18 protein-coding genes are annotated in these 18679 nt (G+C 67.7%); 10 read left to right on the top strand and 8 right to left on the bottom strand.

The features are described from left to right. Window positions 1-52: 52 nt before the first annotated feature. A complete protein-coding gene (locus IPK27_13940) occupies window positions 53-1651 on the bottom strand; it encodes a hypothetical protein (GenBank protein MBK8068682.1) in 1599 nt (532 codons plus the stop codon). 604 nt (window positions 1652-2255) lie between these two features. Between IPK27_13940 and pilB the strand changes: the two genes are divergently transcribed. The 4 genes from pilB to IPK27_13920 are packed head-to-tail and all read left to right on the top strand — an operon-like array spanning window position 2256 to window position 6742. Continuing rightward, window positions 2256-3995, top strand: coding sequence for a type IV-A pilus assembly ATPase PilB (gene pilB, locus IPK27_13935; GenBank protein ID MBK8068681.1), 1740 nt, complete (start codon window positions 2256-2258; stop codon window positions 3993-3995). Between the two features lie 5 nt (window positions 3996-4000). Further along, window positions 4001-5257, top strand: a complete 1257-nt coding sequence (locus IPK27_13930; GenBank protein ID MBK8068680.1) for a type II secretion system F family protein — start codon at window positions 4001-4003, stop codon at window positions 5255-5257. Beyond that, on the top strand, window positions 5254-6126 hold the full coding sequence (locus tag IPK27_13925) for a prepilin peptidase (protein MBK8068679.1): 873 nt from the start codon (window positions 5254-5256) through the stop codon (window positions 6124-6126). Before IPK27_13930 ends, IPK27_13925 begins: the two co-directional genes overlap by 4 nt. A 4-nt stretch (window positions 6127-6130) precedes the next feature. After that, window positions 6131-6742, top strand: a complete 612-nt coding sequence (locus tag IPK27_13920) for a dephospho-CoA kinase (protein MBK8068678.1) — start codon at window positions 6131-6133, stop codon at window positions 6740-6742. On the opposite strand, the gene IPK27_13915 is transcribed toward IPK27_13920, so the two are convergent. Further along, a complete protein-coding gene (locus tag IPK27_13915; GenBank protein ID MBK8068677.1) occupies window positions 6718-7260 on the bottom strand; it encodes a lytic transglycosylase domain-containing protein in 543 nt (180 codons plus the stop codon). The two genes, IPK27_13920 and IPK27_13915, sit on opposite strands and share 25 nt — an antisense overlap. Then, complete coding sequence (locus IPK27_13910) at window positions 7257-8684, bottom strand: hypothetical protein (GenBank protein ID MBK8068676.1); 1428 nt, start codon at window positions 8682-8684, stop codon at window positions 7257-7259. Before IPK27_13910 ends, IPK27_13915 begins: the two co-directional genes overlap by 4 nt. A 113-nt stretch (window positions 8685-8797) precedes the next feature. Between IPK27_13910 and IPK27_13905 the strand changes: the two genes are divergently transcribed. Then, the gene (locus IPK27_13905) at window positions 8798-9598 is read left to right on the top strand and encodes a sulfite exporter TauE/SafE family protein (GenBank protein MBK8068675.1); all 801 of its coding nucleotides are present in this window, start codon (window positions 8798-8800) and stop codon (window positions 9596-9598) included. A gap of 3 nt (window positions 9599-9601) precedes the next feature. On the opposite strand, the gene IPK27_13900 is transcribed toward IPK27_13905, so the two are convergent. From IPK27_13900 to rpsU, 5 genes are all read right to left on the bottom strand, one after another. Further along, entirely contained in the window at window positions 9602-9883 is a 282-nt protein-coding gene (locus tag IPK27_13900) for a hypothetical protein (GenBank protein MBK8068674.1), read from the bottom strand. A 63-nt stretch (window positions 9884-9946) separates the two neighbouring features. After that, window positions 9947-11269 (bottom strand): tRNA lysidine(34) synthetase TilS, encoded by a 1323-nt coding sequence (gene tilS, locus IPK27_13895; GenBank protein MBK8068673.1) that lies wholly within the window; start codon window positions 11267-11269, stop codon window positions 9947-9949. 15 nt (window positions 11270-11284) lie between these two features. Continuing rightward, window positions 11285-12244 carry an acetyl-CoA carboxylase carboxyltransferase subunit alpha gene (locus IPK27_13890; GenBank protein ID MBK8068672.1) on the bottom strand — a complete coding sequence of 320 codons (960 nt, stop codon included), beginning with the start codon at window positions 12242-12244 and terminating at the stop codon, window positions 11285-11287. 271 nt (window positions 12245-12515) lie between these two features. Further along, window positions 12516-12980, bottom strand: a complete 465-nt coding sequence (locus IPK27_13885; GenBank protein ID MBK8068671.1) for a GatB/YqeY domain-containing protein — start codon at window positions 12978-12980, stop codon at window positions 12516-12518. Window positions 12981-13278: 298 nt separating this feature from the next. Next, window positions 13279-13494, bottom strand: a complete 216-nt coding sequence (rpsU, locus tag IPK27_13880; protein ID MBK8068670.1) for a 30S ribosomal protein S21 — start codon at window positions 13492-13494, stop codon at window positions 13279-13281. Window positions 13495-13577: 83 nt separating this feature from the next. Here rpsU and tsaD point away from each other — a divergent pair, with 83 nt between their 5' ends. The 5 genes from tsaD (at window position 13578) to ettA (ending at window position 18511) form a co-directional block, all read left to right on the top strand. After that, window positions 13578-14585, top strand: a complete 1008-nt coding sequence (gene tsaD, locus IPK27_13875) for a tRNA (adenosine(37)-N6)-threonylcarbamoyltransferase complex transferase subunit TsaD (protein ID MBK8068669.1) — start codon at window positions 13578-13580, stop codon at window positions 14583-14585. 2 nt (window positions 14586-14587) lie between these two features. Beyond that, entirely contained in the window at window positions 14588-14983 is a 396-nt protein-coding gene (gene folB / locus IPK27_13870; protein ID MBK8068668.1) for a dihydroneopterin aldolase, read from the top strand. Further along, window positions 14961-15392, top strand: coding sequence for a 2-amino-4-hydroxy-6-hydroxymethyldihydropteridine diphosphokinase (locus tag IPK27_13865; protein MBK8068667.1), 432 nt, complete (start codon window positions 14961-14963; stop codon window positions 15390-15392). Before folB ends, IPK27_13865 begins: the two co-directional genes overlap by 23 nt. Window positions 15393-15501: 109 nt before the next feature. After that, complete coding sequence (locus tag IPK27_13860) at window positions 15502-16572, top strand: hypothetical protein (protein MBK8068666.1); 1071 nt, start codon at window positions 15502-15504, stop codon at window positions 16570-16572. Window positions 16573-16846: 274 nt separating this feature from the next. Beyond that, complete coding sequence (ettA, locus tag IPK27_13855; protein ID MBK8068665.1) at window positions 16847-18511, top strand: energy-dependent translational throttle protein EttA; 1665 nt, start codon at window positions 16847-16849, stop codon at window positions 18509-18511. The last annotated feature ends 168 nt before the right edge of the window (window positions 18512-18679 follow it).

Genomic DNA, 18679 nt, shown 5'->3' with positions numbered 1-18679 from the left:
GTCGTCGGTTAAAGGGGGCGCAAGGGTGCCGTGTGCGCGGCGGCGGGTCAACTCAGCGGGCGGGGGCCGATCCGGAGACGGCCGCCAGTCGCGCCCGCACGGCGTCCAGCCGCAGATCGCGCGGATCCAGCCTGGCCGCGGCATCGGTCCAGTGCCGCGCCTGGGCAAGCGCGGTGGGCGCTGCAGCACGCGACTGCGCCGCCTGCTCGATCAGCGCGGCGGCCGCGGCAAGGGCGGCATCCCGATCGTAGCGACGCAGCGCGGCGGCCTGCGCGAAGGCGGCGGCCGATTGCGCGTAGAGCGCCGCGGCAGCGGTCCGGTGGTCCCTGGCGGCCGCGTACAGCGCCTGGCCGCGAGCGAATTCCTGCTCGGCCTCAAGCGCTGGCGCCCAGCGGCGCGCCCAGGCCGACGGCGGCCACCCAGCCGCCGCGACCGCGAGCACCAGGATGCCACCGGCCATTGCGAGCGCGCCGGCGGACCACGCATGTCGCGCAGCCAAGGCCGGCGACTCGTCAGTCCGCGCCACCAGCCCCAGCGCCATGCCGATGCAGATCCAGCCGAGGACGCGGTCGCCGGTGAGCGCGAACGCGGCCTGCAGATGCACTCCCCAGGCGCCCAGCGCCAGGCCGAGCGCGGTCGCCTCGGCACGGGTGTGCGGGTTGCACCATGCGCGGTGCAGGGCGCGCCCCACGGCGACCGCCAGCACCAGGCCCGCGAGCACGCCCAGCGCGCCACCCTCGAGCGCGCGATCGAGCACCCACTGGTGCGCACGATCGGCGTCCCAGCCTGCCGCATCGACACGCACGCCAGGCACTTCCGCGCGGGCGGCCGCGAGCACCGGCTGTTGTCCATCCGGACCGTATCCCAACCAGCGGCGCAGTGGCGCCAACGCATCCGCCCGGCCGTCGAGATCGGTCAGCACCGGCGATTCGACCAGCGCATGCGTCGCCAGCTGCCAGAGCCAGGCGCGGTCCTGCAACGATGCCGGACGCCAGGTCGCGGCCAGCAGCGCCAGCACTGCCAGCAGCGGCAGCGCCGCCAGCAGCCAACGCCGGCGCGAATTCGAGGCCACCAGCAACAGGCCCACGCCGGCCAGCGCGAGCCACGCGCTGCGCGTACCGCTGGCCAACAAGGCGCCCGCCTGCAGCAGCGAGAGCAAGGCCCACGCCAAGGGCCGCGGCGAGGTGCGCACCTGCAGCAGGGTCAGGGGCAACGCGAGCAACAGCCAGCCGGCCAGCACCGTGGGGTTGCCCAGCGTCGCCATCGGCCGCGCATCGGGCTGGCCGCGCCAGTGCCAGGGATCGAGGCCGGCCCGCTGCAGCAGCGCGTAGGCCGCAATCACGCCACCGAGCAGCGCCACGCCGCGCAGCAGCGCGCGACGGCCAGCGGCATCCAGCAACGATGCGTGCGCGGCGAGCAGCGCCAGGACCATGCCGATCAGCGCTCCCTGAGCGCGCGCCGCGCTGCCGATCAGCGCAACGGCAGTTTCGGCGGCAACGGCGGCGCTGAGGCACAGCGCGACCAGACTGAAGCCAAGCGCCCGCCGCGCCAGCAGGGTCTGCAGCAGGCGGCCGTCGCGCAGGGCCAGCGCCGCCAGTGCGGCGACGCCGGCAACCTTGGCCGGCTCGGAACCGCCCGGGTGCACGGCCAACGCCGCCCAGGCGACTGCGAGCAGCGGAAATGTGGGCAGAGGAGGCAAGGCTGCGCTGCGACCAGGAAAGTACCAGTCTGACAGCGCGGAGCCGGAAAAAGTTGGCCCCGGGCGTTGGGGAGGCGCCCGGGGCCTGGGGGTCGCAGGGAGGGCTGGGGAGGTCCCGTCCCTGCTTGAAGGTTCACTATTGGGGGAGGAGTGAACCGGATTGAGCCGCTGTGGGCTCGAACCCGTAGATAGGTTGCCGCAATCGAAGTTCCAGTGACAATGCCGGTCGTCACCTTGTGCGTTCATTTACGACTAACGGCGCGGCGCGTCAGGCGCGCCTCATCGCCCGCACGGAGTCGGTCGAATAAACCGCAACTTATTGATTATACGACACTCATGATGGCGCCAAGACGAGTCTGGCCGTCCCCCAAGCACGCCGCAGCCAGATGAACGGGCGCCAACCGGATCACGGATTCCCGGTGGGACCCGCTGCGAATCCGGGTGCACCTGTCGCCATATGCCCGTCGCTGGGCGCGCGTCCGTCTCCGGGACAACTACTTTCGCAGTTCCGGGGCTTGGGCTACATTCCGCAGAAGTCTCATGAGGTCCGCGAGCCATGGCGAGCAACCCGCAAACCACCACGCTGACTGGCCTGACGGGCGTCGCCCGGCGTCTGGTCAGCGAGGGCTCCCTGTCCGAAGCGGACGCGCGCAAGGCTTCCGAGGCCTCGTCCAAGCAGCGCGTCTCGCTGATCGCCTACCTGATCGAGAATGGCCTTGCCGATCCCAAGGTCACAGCGGCGGCGGCCAGCCAGGAGTTCGGCGTGCCGCTGTTCGATGCCTCCGCCATCGATCTCAAGCAGGCACCGCTGAAGGCCATCGAGCAGGGACTGATCGAAAAGCACCGGGCAGTGCCGCTGTTCAAGCGCGGCAACCGCATGTTCATCGGCATCGCCGACCCGACCAATGATCGCGCACTGGAAGAGATCAAGTTCCAGTCGAAGACACTGGTCGAACCGATCATCGTCGACGACAACACGCTGACCCGACTGATAGAACAGGCACTGTCGCAGAACGACTCGGTGCCCGAAGGCATGGACGATGCCGAGGGACTGGAAAACCTCGACGTGCAGGGCGGCGACGACGACGCCGAAGGCGGCATCGGGTCCGCGAGCGGCGTCGACGTCCAGGGCAACGACGATACCCCGGTGGTCAGGTTCATCAACAAGGTGCTGGTTGATGCGATCAAGCGTGGTGCGTCGGACATCCATTTCGAACCTTACGAAACCGCCTACCGCGTGCGCTTCCGCATGGATGGGATCCTGCGCCAAGTGGCCTCCGCACCGGTCAAGCAGAGCGCGCGCATGGCCGCACGCCTGAAGGTCATGAGCGCGCTGGACATCGCTGAGCGGCGCGTACCCCAGGACGGTCGCATCAAGCTGAACCTGTCCAAGACCAAGGCCGTCGACTTCCGTGTCAGCACCTGCCCCACGCTGTTCGGCGAGAAGGTGGTACTGCGCATCCTCGACGGCTCGGCGGCCAAGCTCGGCATCGACAAGCTGGGCTACGAAGACGACCAGAAGAAACTGTTCCTCGCTGCGATCAACAAACCCTACGGCATGGTCCTGGTGACCGGCCCCACGGGCAGCGGCAAGACCGTTTCCTTGTATACGGCGCTGAACATCCTGAATACCGACGAGCGCAATATCTCGACGGCCGAAGATCCGGTTGAAATCCGCGTCCAGGGTATCAACCAGGTGCAGATGAACGTAAAGGCGGGCATGACCTTCGCTGCTGCCTTGCGTTCCTTCCTGCGCCAGGACCCGGACGTGATCATGGTCGGCGAGATCCGCGACCTGGAGACCGCCGAGATCGCGATCAAGGCCGCGCAGACGGGGCACATGGTGCTGTCCACGCTGCACACCAACGACGCGCCGCAGACCATTTCGCGCCTGATGAACATGGGCATCGCGCCGTACAACATCACGTCGTCGGTGACCCTGGTGATTGCCCAGCGTCTCGCCCGGCGCCTGCACGACTGCAAGCGGCCGTTGTCGCTGCCGAAGCACGCGCTGCAAGCCGAAGGCTTCACCGATGAGGACATCGCCAGCATGCAGTTGTTCGAGCCGGTAGGCTGCAGCGGCTGCAACGACGGCTACAAGGGCCGCACCGGCATTTACCAGGTGATGCCGATAACCGAGGACATCGCGCGCATCGTGCTCGGCGGCGGCAATGCGATCCAGATCGGTGAAGCCGCGCGCACTTCCGGAATTCCGGACTTGCGCCGCTCGGCCCTGATTAAAGCCAAGGCTGGTATGATCTCGTTGGCCGAAATGAACCGCGTCACCAAGGATTGATGACCATGGCAACCGCGACTGCTTCCCGTGCCAAGGCCCCAGTGTCGCGGGGCATCGGTGAACTGCAGACTTTCAGCTGGGAAGGCACCGACAAGCGCGGGGTCAAGCTCAAGGGCGAAGAGCTCGGCAAGAACGCCAATCTGGTCAAGGCGGCGCTGCGCAAGCAGGGCATCAACGCGACCAAGGTGGCGCAGAAGCGCACATCGATCTTCGGCTCGTCTGGCGCGGCCATCGCCCCGCGCGACATCGCGGTGGTCAGCCGCCAGCTGGCGACCATGATGAAAGCTGGCGTGCCGCTGGTGCAGAGCTTCGAGATGATCGCCGGCGGCCAGAACAATCCGCGCCTCAAGGATATGCTGACGGCGGTCAAGGTGGACATCGAGGGCGGCTCATCGCTGTCCGAGGCAATCAACAAGTTCCCGGCGTACTTCGATGAGCTGTATGTGAACCTGGTACGCGCTGGCGAGTCCGCCGGCGTGCTCGATGTGGTGCTCGATACGATCGCCTCGTACAAGGAGAACATCGAGACACTCAAGGGCAAGATCAAGAAGGCACTGTTCTATCCGGCGGCCGTCATGGCGGTAGCCGTCATCGTCTCGTCGGTCATCCTGATCTACGTCGTGCCCCAATTCGAGGCCACGTTCAAGGGCTTCGGTGCCGACCTGCCTGCCTTCACGCGAATGATCGTCAATGCGTCGAATTTCATGGTGTCCTACTGGTGGGTCATCCTCGGCATCGTGTTGGGCGCGATGTTCGCGTTCACCACCGCTTTGCGGCGCTCGCGCAATTTTGCGCGCCTGATCGATCGGATCTTGCTGCGTCTGCCGGTGATCGGTCAGATCATGCACAACTCGGCGGTCGCACGTTACTGCCGCACGCTGGCCATCACCTTCCGCGCCGGCGTGCCACTGGTGGAAGCGCTCGAAACCGTGTCTGGCGCCACGGGCAACATCATCTACGACGAGGCCACCAAGCGGATCAAGGAAGACGTGGCCGTGGGTCATCAGCTCAACCTGGCGATGAAGCAGGTCAACCTGTTCCCGCTGATGGTGGTCCAGATGACCGCGATCGGTGAAGAATCCGGTGCCCTGGACACCATGCTGGTCAAGGCGGCCGAGTTCTACGAGCAGGAAGTGAACAACGCCGTGGATGCCCTGTCCAGCCTGCTCGAGCCCTTCATCATGGTCATCATCGGCGTGTTGGTCGGTGGTCTGGTCATCGGCATGTACCTGCCGATCTTCAAACTGGCGGCGGTGGTCTGAACGAGTTCGTCGCGCTGTTGCACGGGAACCCCGGCGTCGCCATCGCAGCGGCGGCGGGGGTCGGCTTGATCGTTGGCAGCTTCCTGAACGTGGTGATCCTGCGCCTGCCGCCCATGCTGGAACACCGCTGGCGGCTGGAAGCGAACGAGATCCTGGGTGGCGCGGGCAGCGCCCTCCCGGAGGCCCCGCCCGGGCTGGTTGCCGACCGTTCGCGCTGCCCGCAGTGCCAGGCACAGATCCGCGCCGTCGACAACATTCCGGTGCTGAGCTACGTGCTGCTACGCGGCCGCTGCCGCGCCTGCGGGCTGCGCATCTCGCCACAATATCCCTTGGTGGAGCTGGCGACGGCGGTGGCCACCGCGCTGTGTGTCTGGCGCTTCGGCATCGGGTCCGAGGCGCTCGCGGCCATCGGGTTGACCTGGACGCTGATCGCGCTGACCGGCATCGACGCACGCACCCAGTTGCTGCCCGACAACCTGACGCTGCCCTTGCTGTGGGCAGGACTGCTGCTCTCGCTGGTGCCGCTGTTCGTGGACGCGCGTCAGGCGATTATCGGCGCCGCCATCGGATATCTCAGTCTGTGGTCGGTGTATTGGCTGTTCAAGCTGCTGACTGGCAAGGAGGGCATGGGCTATGGCGATTTCAAGCTGCTCGGCGCCCTGGGCGCCTGGTTCGGTGCCGGCGCGATCCTGCCGATTGTCCTGATGTCCTCGGTCGTGGGTGCGGTGGTAGGCGGCACCATCATGGCTCTGCGCAAGCAGGACTCCCAGGTACCCATGCCCTTCGGACCGTTCATCGCCGCAGCAGGATTCGGCTGGCTGATCTTTGCACCGCAATTGCGGAGCTGGCTGCCGTTCCTGGGGATGTAGCCGGATGCCGCACGCGCCCGTCATCGGCCTGACCGGCGGCATTGCTTCGGGTAAATCCACAGTCTCCGACACTTTCGCGGTGCTCGGCGCCGCGGTTGTCGACACCGACCTGATCTCGCGCGAGCTGGTAATACCGGGCAGCCCGGCGCTGGCGGAAATCCGCGACGCCTTCGGGTCCGCGGTGATCGCCGCGGACGGCAGCCTGGACCGGCGCCAGCTGCGCGCTCTGGTGTTCGCCGACCCCGCGAAGAAAGTGCGGCTGGAAGCCATCCTGCACCCACGCATCCGCGACGCCGCGCAGGCGGCGGTGGACCAGGCGCGCGCCCATGCACCCTATGTCGTGCTGGTGGTGCCGCTGCTGGTGGAATCGGGCGCTTACGGCTGGGTCGACCGGGTGCTGGTGGTGGATGCCACGCCGGAGGTCCAGCAGCGCCTGCTGGTCACGCGCGACCGGATCGACGCGGCGCTGGCGGAGGCGATGATCCGCGCGCAAGCCAGCCGTGAGGCGCGCCTGGCGATGGCCGACGATGTGATCCGCAACAGCGCAGGCGTCGACGAGTTGCGGGCACAGGTGCGCGCCGCGGACCGGCGTTACCGCGTGCTCGCTGCCGGTTGAGTCGCCGCGGCGACGGCGCCCGGACAGGCTACCGGTGCCGGCTCGGCGCGATCGGCCAGACCGGGAATCAGGCCTGAAAGGCGCGCCGGACTGCCGTCGATGCGCCAGTCGTAGAGCACGGCAAAGGCCAGGACGCGCGCGATATACTCGCGGGTCTCCTTGTAGGGAACCGTCTCCACCCACAGGTCCCACGGCGGCAGCGGCCCCTCCAGCCAGCGTTTCACCGCGCCGATTCCGGCATTGTAGGCGCCGGTTGCGAGCACCGGATTGCCGTCGAGTTCGCCGACCCGGCGGCCGAGGTAGGTGGTGCCGAGGCGGATGTTGTGCGTCGGGTCGGTCAGCGGGTCGGCGCGCAGACCGAGCGATTTGGCCACGGCGGCCGCGGTAGCGGGCATCAGCTGCATCAATCCGCGCGCGCCGACCGGCGAGCGCGCATTCGGATTCCACGCGCTCTCGGCCCGGATCAGGCCGAATACCCAGGCCGGTTGCAGGCCGGCGCGCTGGGCTTCGCGCGTCACTGTCTCGACCTGCAACAGGGGAAACGCGCCTCGTACTGGCGCAACAGCGGCTCGGTATTGAGGGTAAAGATCGCCCACTCATGCAGGCCTTCACGGCTCAGGATCAGGCCCGCTTCGCGGCGTTGCTCAGGGTTGAATTGCGGCAGTTGCCAGAACCACTCGGCGCGAGCGCGGTCGCTCTCGCCGATCGCATGCCACTCCAGCGCGCGCCGCACCCCACCCAGATTCAACACGGCGAGCGCGCGGTCGGCGTCGAGCAGGCCGTCGGCGGGGCAAATCGCGTAGGCGCCACCGATGCGGTCGGCGGCGAGGAAACCATGAAAGTTCGCCTCGCCGGCAGCCGCCGCGAAGTCCGCGCGCGCGTCGTCGGCGCGCCCGAGCAACTCCAGCACCCGCCCGCGCGTGTAGCGCCAGCGCGACTGTTTGCGCAGTGTTTCGCCCATCCCGTCGAGGCCCGCCAGGGCCTGCGCATACTCCAGCCGACGCAGGTGGTAGCGCACCTGCCATTCGCGCAGGTTGTCGTCGAAGGCCACGGCGGGCACCCGCTGCAGCAGCGCGGCGGCTTGCGGCAAGCGATCGACCGCGGCAAAACGCGCGATCTCGGCCTCGATCCGGCCGCGTTGAGTGGCATCGAAGGGCAAGCGCTTGCGCAGTGCCTGGTAATGGCCCTCGGTGGCGAGCGCGTCCTTCTTCGCGAGTTGCTGCAAGGCAAGCGCCGCGGCGGCGGCGCTGCTCGCGTCAGCTGGCCAACGCGCGGCCTGGCCTATGGCCACCGCCGGCTGCGAACGCGCCAGGATGCGCCGTTGCGCCAGGGCGCGCGGGGCCTTGGGCAGCTCCAGGCCCAAAGCCTGCGCCAATCCGATCTGGCCCGCCGCCAATGCGGTGTCGATGCGCGTGTTCAGCCGCGCCGGGGTCAGTTGCCCGGTGTCCCGCAGGTGCGACAGCACCGGCCGGCAGTCGTTGCGATCGCTCTCCAGCGCATCGAACAGCGCCGTTGCCTCAGCTACGGCAGCGGCATCGCCGAAGAGCTTGCGCGCCTTGCGCGCGGTCCAGGCACGGCAGCGCAAGTCCACCGGCGCCAGCGCAGGATCGTAGATCTTGAGGAATTCGTCGAAGCGCTGGGTGCGCCCGTAGCGCTCGAGCATCTGCGTGCGCAGGCGCTGCCCGGGCAAGCTGTTGCCGTGCTCGCGCAGGAACTGCTCGACCTCCTTGAAACTGGCCTTGTCGCCCTGGCGGCGCAGGCGCTCGTAGGGCAGATAGGGATAAAGCGGATAGTCTCCCAGAGCCGGATAGCGAGCGCTGGCGTCCACGCCGGTCTGTGCCAGGCGCCAGGCGGCCTGGAACTGGGCACGCTGAGGCCCAAGGTCGCTGGCGAGTGCCTGTGCGGCGAGTAGCAGCAGCAAGGTGGACAACAGGCGGCGCACGGCGACTCCGGAAGAATGGCGGGCGTCTCGACGGGGACGACGCGAAGCAGTTTGTAACGAGTCTACAAGGACTTGCGGGTCATTCCTGAGAATCTGGCTGAACAGGCAAACGCATGCTGGAAACGCTGACATTGATGCTGATCGGAGCGCTGACCGGGATCCTCGCCGGGCTGCTCGGTGTCGGCGGCGGTCTCGTGGTGGTGCCGGCACTCGCCTTCTGGCTACCGCTGCAAGGTGTCGATCCTGCGGACGCACTGCACGCGGCAGTGGCCACCTCGCTCGCGAGCATCTGCGTGACCTCGGTTGCGAGCGCCTGGGCGCATTACCGCCGCGGCGCCGTGGACCTGCGCGCCTTCGGCTGGCTGGCACCTGGCTTGCTGCTGGGCAGCAGCGGCGGCGCCGTGATCGTGGCCGGCATCCCGGCGCCGGCACTGACCCTGTTCGTGGCCGCCTTTTGCCTGTTCGCAGCCTTGCAGGTGGCACGCCCGCGCGCGCTCCAGGTGCACCCGGCGCCTCAATTGCCCGCGCGCTGGCTGGCGCCGGGGGGCCTTGCGATCGGTGCGGTCTCGGCCGCCGTCGGCATCGGCGGCGGTTCGCTGACCGTACCCCTGCTGTATCGCCTGGGCGCGCCGCTGCAGCGGGCGATCGCCACCTCCGCCGCCGCGGGGTTCCCGATCGCCCTCGCCGGCACCCTGGGCTACATGAGCGCTGCGACGCCGCCCGCGCTGTCGGCCTGGGCGGTGGGACTGGTCGACTTCAAGCTGGCGCTGGCGATCGGCTCGCTGAGCGTGCTCACTGCGCCGATTGGCGCCGCACTGGCGCACCGCTGGCCGCTGGCGCGCCTCAAGCGGGTGTTCGCCTTCTGGCTGGTGCTGGTCTCGATCCTGCTGCTGGTGCGCCTGCTGCGCGCCTGAGCCTCAGAACTGCGCGATCGCGGCTTTGCACACGGCACTGTCGCGGTCATCCTTGCAGGCCGCGCGCATCGCCTCGCACATCGCATTGCCCATCGCCGAACCCATGCCGACCACGGCATCGGCCATTGCCTTCTCCACCGCATTGCCGTCCTTGGCTGGCGCGGAGGTCTGCAATTCTGCGGCCACCTTGTCCAGGCACTTCTGGTAGGCCACCTCGACCGGATCGCGCGTGAACCACCAGGCGGCAAGCCCGGCAACAATCAACAACAGCAACCACTTGGCCATGCGCGCCACCTCCAGAAGGGACAGATGCCGCATCGTAACAGCGCGAGGGGCGGCCCGCGCCCTTCAGGCCATCCGCAGTTCAGCGCCGGGCAGCAGTTCGGCGAAGCGCGCGCCGGTCGCCACGCCCACGGCGGCGAGCAACTCCCTGCCATGCCACAGCAGCGGGATGCGCTCGCGCAGCCACGGTGGCACACCCTGTTCCTGGAACAGCAATCGGAGTTCGCGGGTGTGCGCCGCGCCCGCAGGACGGATGCGCTCCCCGCCGCAACGCCAGCGGACCTGGAGATCGACCGCCGCCGGCAGCGCCCGGCCTGCGGCGTCCACCAGCGCCAGCGTGCCCAGCCCACCGGGCAGTTCCAGCGCCGCCCGACCCGCGGGCCAGTCGATGACCCGGTCGCCGATCGGCAGCACCGCCGCGTCGGACAACAGGTACACGCGGTCGCGATAGCGGCGGTACTGATGACCGTCCTGACGCAGCACCGGGTTGGCATCCAGCTTCGCCAGCAGCACCTCCTCGCGCAGGCGCTGCAGCTCATGGAAGCCCGGCGGCTGGACGCCAAGCTGACGCGCGTGCCGCCGCAGGGTGGCGCCGAACAGCGCATCGGAGAGCGCGAGCAGACCATCAACCGACAGGCTGCGCGGGTCCCCGGCGCACACATGGTCCAGGTGTTTCGCCGCCAATGCCTCGATTTCGTCGCTCACCGAGGCAGCGTGTGCGGCAAGCCGCGCCAGGCGCTCGCCGAGCGCGGGGAAGCGCGCCGCCAGCAGCGGCCAGGCCTGCTGGCGCAGCCAGGAACGATCATGCTTCGGATCGCTATTGGCCGGATCCTCGATCCATTCGATCCCGAGTTCCTGCGCCGCCGCACGCAGCAAGGCGCGCGGCTGGGCCAGCCAGGGCCGCGCGATCAATCCCGCGCCCAGCGCGCGCACCGGGCGCATCGCGCCGAGGCCATCGACCGACGCACCGCGCAGCAAGCGCAGCATCAGCGTCTCGGCCTGGTCGTCCTGGTGGTGCGCCAGCAGCATCGCGCCACCCTGGGCCAGCGCGTCGGCGAACACCGCCAGGCGCGCCTCGCGCGCGGCCGCCTCGATGCCCTGCCCGCGCGGATCCACGCGCACGCGGACCACCGCGCAATCGACGCCGAGTGCCTGCGCCCTCGCCTGCGCGTGGGCGGCCCACGCGTCGGCATCGGGGTGCAATCCGTGGTGCACGTGCAGCGCGCGCAGCCCGCGCGCGCGCGCCGCCTCGCTGCTCGCGGCGCAGTGCAGCAGCAGCGAGGAATCCATGCCACCGCTGTAGCCGACGATGAGCGGCCCCGGCGGCAGCGCGGCGAGCGCGGCCTCGATGGCGGCGGTCAGTTGCTCAACCGGTGATGGACAGCGCATGCGCCGGTCCAGGCGCTACTCGACCTTCTGCGAACCGTAGCCGCGCAATCGGCGGTAGCGCGCCTCGACCAGGCTGCCGGCCTCAACGCGGTCGAGCCCGTCGAGCTGGCGCAGCAGGGTTTCCTTCAGGGTCGCCGCCATCGTGGCCGGATCGCGGTGTGCGCCGCCGAGCGGCTCGTCGATCACATGATCGACCAGTCCGAGTTGCAGCAGTCGCGCCGAGGTGATCCCGAGCGCATCGGCGGCCTCGCGGGCGCGCTCGGCGCTCTTCCACAGGATCGAGGCGCAGCCTTCCGGCGAGATCACCGAGTAGATCGCGTACTCCAGCATCAGCGTGCGGTCGCCGACGCCGATCGCCAGCGCGCCACCGGAGCCGCCCTCGCCGATCACCGTGCAGATGATCGGCACGCGCAGCTCGGACATGATTTCCAGGCTCTTGGCGATCGCCTCGGACTGCCCGCGCTCCTCGGCGCCGACCCCGGGATAGGCGCCCATGGTGTCGATGAAGGTCAGCACCGGCAAGCCAAAGCGCTCGGCCATCTGCATCAGGCGCTGCGCCTTGCGATAGCCCTCGGGCCGCGGCATGCCGAAGTTGCGGCGCACCTTCTCCTTGGTGTCGCGGCCCTTTTCCTGGCCGATGAACATCACCGGCCGCCCGCCGATCCGCGCCAGGCCGCCGACGATGGCCGGATCGTCCGCGTAGTGGCGGTCGCCCTTCAGCTCATGGAATTCGTCGAACACCAACGGCAAGTAGTCCACCGTGTGCGGCCGTTGCGGATGCCGCGCCAGCTGCGCGATCTGCCACGGCGACAGATTGGCGAAGATCGACTGGGTCTTCGCTCGGCACTTGTCCTTCAGCTTGCCGATCTCTTCTTCGATGTTCATCGCATTGCCCTGGCCGGCAAAGCGCAGCTCCTGGATCTTCGCTTCCAGTTCGGCGATCGGCTGTTCGAAGTCGAGGAAGGCTGGATTCATCGTGGGCAGGATCGAAAAGAGCGCGGCAGGATAGCACCGGCCCGTGACCGGGCGTCTGGACGGGGGCGTATGGGGGGTTGGAGCGGGTGTTGGTTGTTGGTGTTGGTGTTGGATTGAAGCCAGAGCTGCCGCGTCACCGCCTTGCTGCCGACAGCGGGATCCGCCGCGGCGTGAACCCACGGACCGCGCGGCTTCGCCTTGATCCAACACCAACAACCAACACCAACACCCGCTTCATCGGCACCCGCTTCAGCGGCACCAACACCAGCTCTCAGGCCAACAACGCCTTCACTCGCGCGCTCACCAGGGTCATGTCGGCGCGGCCGGCGGCCTTGGCCTTCATCGCCGCCATCACCTTGCCCATGCCTTGCGCACCGGCGGCGCCGGTTTCGGCGATGGTCTCGCGCACCAGCGCGTCGATCTCGGCTTCGGACAGGCGCTGCGGCATGTAGACCTCGATCACAACGACTTCGGACTTTTCCTTGTCGGCAAGGTCCTGGCGCCCGGCGGCCTCAAATTGGGTGATCGAGTCGCGACGCTGCTTGAGCATCTTCTCCAGCACGGAGAGCACCTGCGCGTCGCCCAGCTCCGGGCGGTCGCCCTCGCTGCGGCCGTCGATCTCGGCCTGCTTGATCGCTGCCTGGATCAGGCGCAGCGTGGCCAGGCGCTCCTTGTCGCCGCCCTTCATGGCGGCCTTGACGTCATCCATCAGTCGGGCTTTGAGGCTCATGTCGATTCTCTTCCTTGGGTGAGGCGGGAGCGGTTTCTTGTCCGCAAAGGACGCAAAGATCGCAAAGGAGAGCTTGGGCCAAGCGGTTGTGCGCGCCGGCCAACCTAGTCTCGCGGCCGCCACACTTGTTCAGAGGTTCCCAAGCTCTTCTTTGCGTCCTTTGCGTCCTTTGCGGACCCATGCTGTTGACGGAATCCCTGTCGCAGATAGCGATCAACGACAAATGCCACCGGCGGGAATCCGCCGGCGGCATCGGGAGTACCATGGGTCGCGGCGGGCGCCCTGCGGCGCCTGCCTGCGCGGATCAGTACATCCGCTGACGCTTGGTCACGTCGCGGGACACGCGACGCAGGTTACGCTTGACCGCGGCGGCGAGCTTGCGCTTGCGCTCCTGGGTCGGCTTTTCATAGAACTCGCGGCGGCGCACTTCGCTGAGCACACCGGCCTTCTCGCACGAGCGCTTGAAGCGGCGCAGGGCAAACTCGAAGGGTTCGTTTTCGCGGACTTTAACGTTGGGCATGGATACTCCGTAATGTCATCGGCTGGCGCCCGGCGCCAAGCGAGCCGAGAATCATAACCCGAGAATTGGTGACAGAGCAAAGCATGCGCGTACTGGGTGTGGAAACCAGCTGTGACGAGACCGGCATTGCGGTGTACGACACCGAGCACGGCCTGCGCGCGCACGCGCTGCACACCCAGGCGGCGCTGCACCAGGATTATGGCGGCGTGGTGCCTGAACTGGCCTCGCGCGACCACGTGCTGCGCCTGCTTCCGCTGGTCGACGAGGTGCTGGCGCAGGCGCGCATGACCCGCCGCGACCTCGACGGGATTGCTTACACCGAGGGCCCAGGCCTGATCGGCGCGCTGCTCACCGGCGCCACGCTGGCCAAGACGCTCGCCTGGACGCTCGACATCCCGGCGCTTGGCGTGCATCACCTGGAAGGCCATCTGCTGGCGCCGCTACTGGAGGATCCGCCGCCGGCCTTTCCATTCGTCGCGCTGATCGTCTCCGGCGGCCACAGCCTGCTGATGGATGTTGCCGGGATCGGCCGTTACACCCTGCTCGGCGATACCCTGGACGATGCCGCCGGCGAGGCCTTCGACAAGACCGCCAAGCTGCTCGGACTGGGCTATCCGGGCGGCCCGGCGCTGGCGCGCCTGGCCGAGAGCGGCGATCCGAAGGCCTTTCGGTTCGCGCGTCCGCTGACCGACCGACCCACCCTGGACTTCAGCTTCAGTGGCCTCAAGACCCAGGTGCTGCTGGCCGCGCAGAAAGCAGGGCCGGAGCGCCATGCCGACATCGCCGCGGGCTTCCAGGCGGCGGTAGTCGACACCCTGGTGTGGAAATGCTTGCGCGCGCTGGACCAGACCGGCCGCGCGCGACTGGTGGTGGCGGGGGGCGTCGGTGCCAACCTGCACCTGCGCGCGGAGCTGCAAGCCGGCGCGGCACGGCGCGGCGCGACGGTGTATTTCCCGCGCCCGGCTTTCTGCACCGACAACGGTGCGATGATCGCGCTGGCCGGCGCCTTGCGCCTGGCCGCTGGCGAGCGCGAGGATGCGTGCATCCGCGCCACGCCGCGCCGCGACCTTGCCACCCTGACGCCGCCATGAGCCTGACCACCATCCTGATCAAGAACCTGCGCGTGGACACCGTGATCGGCGTCTACGACTTCGAGAAGCAGGCACCCCAGTCGCTGCGCCTGGATCTGGAGCTACGCCTCGACGCGCGCCGCGCGGCGCACAGCGATGCGCTCGCCGACACCGTCGACTACGACGAGGTCTGCGCCGCCGCACGCGAATTCGGCCAGCGCCAGCGCCACGAGTTGCTGGAGCGCTTCAGCTACGAACTGGCCGGCGAACTGATGCGCCGCTTCCCCTTGCGCAGCCTGTCGCTGACCGCCTGGAAGTCGATCGCCGCGCTGCTGCCGGCGGAGATCGCGGTGCGCGTGGACGTGGACCGCGCGGCAATGGAACGCGCCCAGGCCGATGACGACCGTTACAACGACTGAACTGCGCGGCACGCCGATACACGTCGTGCTGCTGCTCGGCAGCAATGTCGATGCCGAGGCGCGCATGGACGCGGCATTGGCGGAACTTGGCTCCCAGTTCGCGCTGATCGCACGCTCGGCGCGCCACCCAAGCGCGGCGAGCGGTGTCGATGGCGCGCCGCCTTATCTCAACCAGGCGGTAGTGATCGAATCCAATGCCGAGCGCCAGTCCCTGAAGGCCAGGCTGCGCGAGATCGAAGCGCATCTCGGCCGTTTGCGCCCCAGCCCGGACCCCCGGCTGTGCCCGATCGACATCGACGCGATCGGGCGTTGCGGCGCGACCTTCGAGGTATGGGACCCCAAGGCCTTCAGCGCCGACTACGCCCGCCTGCCGCTGATCGAACTGGGAACATTTTGCACGCTCCCTTGACTTCCCTGAACCGATGCTGAAAATGGTGAGACGCAGCCGTGCATGGGGATGCATCGGCGCGGGCCAGACATGAATGTCGGCCAATTTCACTCTTTTCCGGGGAACATCGATGAAGATGAGTCTGGGTGCGATCGTGGGTGCGTTGCTGCTGGCGGGCGTCGGCAGTGCCTATGCTGCAAATCCGCTGAGCGTCGAACTGCGTGCGCAGACCAGCAAGTCCTCGCCCGGCGAGTCGGTGGTGTGGTCGCTGACCAACCACTCCGACGAGACGGTCCATGTGCTGCGTTGGGAAACCCCGCTGGACGGCCTGTCGCGTTCGATTTTCGAGGTCAGCAAGAACGGGCGCCCGGTGCGCTACATGGACAAGATCGTGCACTGGGGCCACCCGGATGCGAACGACTTCGTCAAGGTTGGCCCGGGCGAAACGATCAGCGCCGAAGTCAACCTCGCGGCGTCCTACGAAATGGTCGACGCCGGCAACTACACGGTGAGCTTCGAAGGCCAACTGAGCTATGTGATGGCCACCGACGAGAAGTCCGGCCACATCGAGGACCTCGGCGCTTCCCAGCTGGATGCCGACCCGATCCAGATGTACTCGATGGGCCGCTCGCCGACCTACTACCAGAGCCTGGGCGCGTTGCCGGCCGCGGTCAACGCCACCAAGGCCGGGACCTATGCCAACTGCTCGAGCAGTCAGCAGAGCAGCTTCGGCAGCACCCACAACAACGCCAAGACCTATTCTGCGAACGCCGCGGCCTATCTCAACGCCGGCACCCGCGGCAGCCGTTACACCACCTGGTTCGGCTCGTACACCTCGTCGCGCTACAACACGGTCAAGAGCCACTTCAACCTGATCAACAACGCGCTGATCAGCTCGACCATCACCTACGACTGCTACTGCACGCCGTCGGCCGCGAGTGCCTACGCCTATGTGTACCCGAGCCAGCCGTACATCATCCACCTGTGCAACGCCTTCTGGTCGGCGCCCGCGACCGGCACCGACTCCAAGGCCGGCACGATCATCCATGAGATGAGCCACTTCACGGTCAACGGGGGCACCAAGGACAATGCCTACGGCCAGACCGCGGCCAAGAACCTGGCTTCGCGCACTCCCAGCAAAGCAGTCGCGAATGCCGACAACCACGAATACTTCGCCGAGAACACCCCGGCGCTGAACTGAGTCCGGCAGCATCGCAGCCCACGAAGGGCGGGGAGAGATCCCCGCCCTTCGCCTTTTTGGGCCCATTCAAACGCGGAGACGCAGAGGACGCGGAGAAGAGCCGCGACACTGGCGGGTGCCTCGCGGAAAACTGCAGGCGCCAGGTCTCCACGGCTTCTCTCCGCGTCCTCTGCGTCTCCGCGTTTGAATGGGCTACCCCATTTGCGGCAAAATCGGCAGTCCCCAGGAAGGCCCATCGGCGAGTGCACCGCACTGGCCCGCAAGGAGCGCACCCATGAACTACATCTACACGATGAGCGGCGTCAGCAAGACGGTGCCGCCCAAGCGCGAAATCATCAAGGACATCTCGCTGTCCTTCTTCCCCGGCGCGAAGATCGGCTTGCTGGGCCTGAACGGCGCGGGCAAGTCGACCGTGCTGCGGATCATGGCCGGGGTCGACAAGGATTTCGTCGGCGAGGCGCGGCCGCAGCCGGGCATCAAGGTCGGCTTCCTGGAGCAGGAGCCCAAGCTGGATCCGAGCAAGACCGTGCGCGAGTGCGTGGAAGAGGGCCTGGGCGAGATCTTCACGGCGCAGGCCGAGTTGGACAAGGTCTATGAGGCCTACGCCGATCCCGAAGCCGATTTCGAGGCGCTGGCCGAGAAGCAGGCACGCCTGGAAGCGATCCTGGCCGCCGGCGACGCGCACACCATGGAGCAGCAGCTGGAGCAGGCCGCCGATGCGCTGCGCCTGCCGCCCTGGGATGCGATCGTCGGCAAGCTCTCGGGTGGCGAGAAGCGCCGCGTGGCGCTGTGCCGTTTGCTGCTGCAGAAGCCGGACATGCTGCTGCTGGACGAACCGACCAACCACCTGGACGCCGAGTCGGTGGAATGGCTGGAGCAGTTCCTGGCGCGCTTCCCCGGCACCGTGGTCGCGGTCACCCATGACCGCTACTTCCTCGACAACGCCGCCGAATGGATCCTGGAACTGGACCGCGGCCGCGGCATTCCGTGGAAGGGCAACTACTCCTCCTGGCTGAGCCAGAAGGAAGAGCGTCTGCGCCAGGAAGCGCAGAGCGAGAAGGCACGCCAGAAGGCACTCGCGCGCGAGCTGGAATGGGTGCGCCAGAACGCCAAGGGCCGCCAGGCCAAGAGCAAGTCACGCCTGGCCAAGTTCGAGGAGCTGAACTCGGTCGAATACCAGCAGCGCAACGAGACCAACGAAATCTACATCCCGCCCGGCGAGCGCCTGGGCGACCTGGTCATCGAATTCCGCAACGTGAGCAAGTCCTTCGGCGACCGCCTGCTGATCGACGACCTCAGCTTCAAGATGCCGCCCGGCTCGATCGTCGGCATCATCGGACCGAACGGCGCCGGCAAGTCCACGCTGTTCAAGATGATCATCGGCAAGGAGCAGCCGGATTCCGGCCAGGTGGTGCTCGGCCCGACGGTCAAGCTGGCTTATGTCGACCAGTCGCGCGATTCGCTCGATGCGGACAAGAACGTCTGGCAGGCGATCAGCGGCGGCAGCGACATCCTGACCATCGGCAAGACCGAGATCCAGTCGCGCGCCTACATCGGCCGCTTCAACTTCAAGGGCCAGGACCAGCAGAAACTGGTGGGTTCACTCTCCGGCGGCGAACGCGGGCGCCTGCACCTGGCCTCCACCCTGCTGCAGGGCGGCAATGTGCTGCTGCTCGACGAACCCTCCAACGACCTCGATATCGAGACCCTGCGCGCGCTGGAAGACGCCATCCTGGAATTCCCCGGCTGCGTCATGGTCATCAGCCACGACCGCTGGTTCCTCGATCGCATCGCCACCCACATCCTGTCCTTCGAGGGCGATTCCCACGTCGAGTTCTTCCAGGGCAACTACACCGAGTACGAGGCCGACAAGAAGCGCCGCCTCGGCGAGGAAGGCGCCAAGCCGCACCGGTTGAAGTACAAGCCGCTGTCGCGCTGAGGGAGCGGAAAAGGGAAAGGTAAAATGGGAAAGGGCGCGTGCGGCGATCTGCCGGGCGCCCCTTGTGCGCGGAAGTTTCCCGGCGGGTATTGCTCCGGCGCCAGCTCCAGTTGCTTCGCGACTGCACACACCCATGACCTTGCCTGTGGTCGCATGCGGCTTTGCCCG

Source organism: Rhodanobacteraceae bacterium, assembly GCA_016713135.1.
In the GTDB taxonomy this organism is placed as follows: domain Bacteria; phylum Pseudomonadota; class Gammaproteobacteria; order Xanthomonadales; family SZUA-5; genus JADKFD01.
Note: the sequence above shows the minus strand (reverse complement) of the source record. Positions and strands in the feature narration are given on the sequence as shown.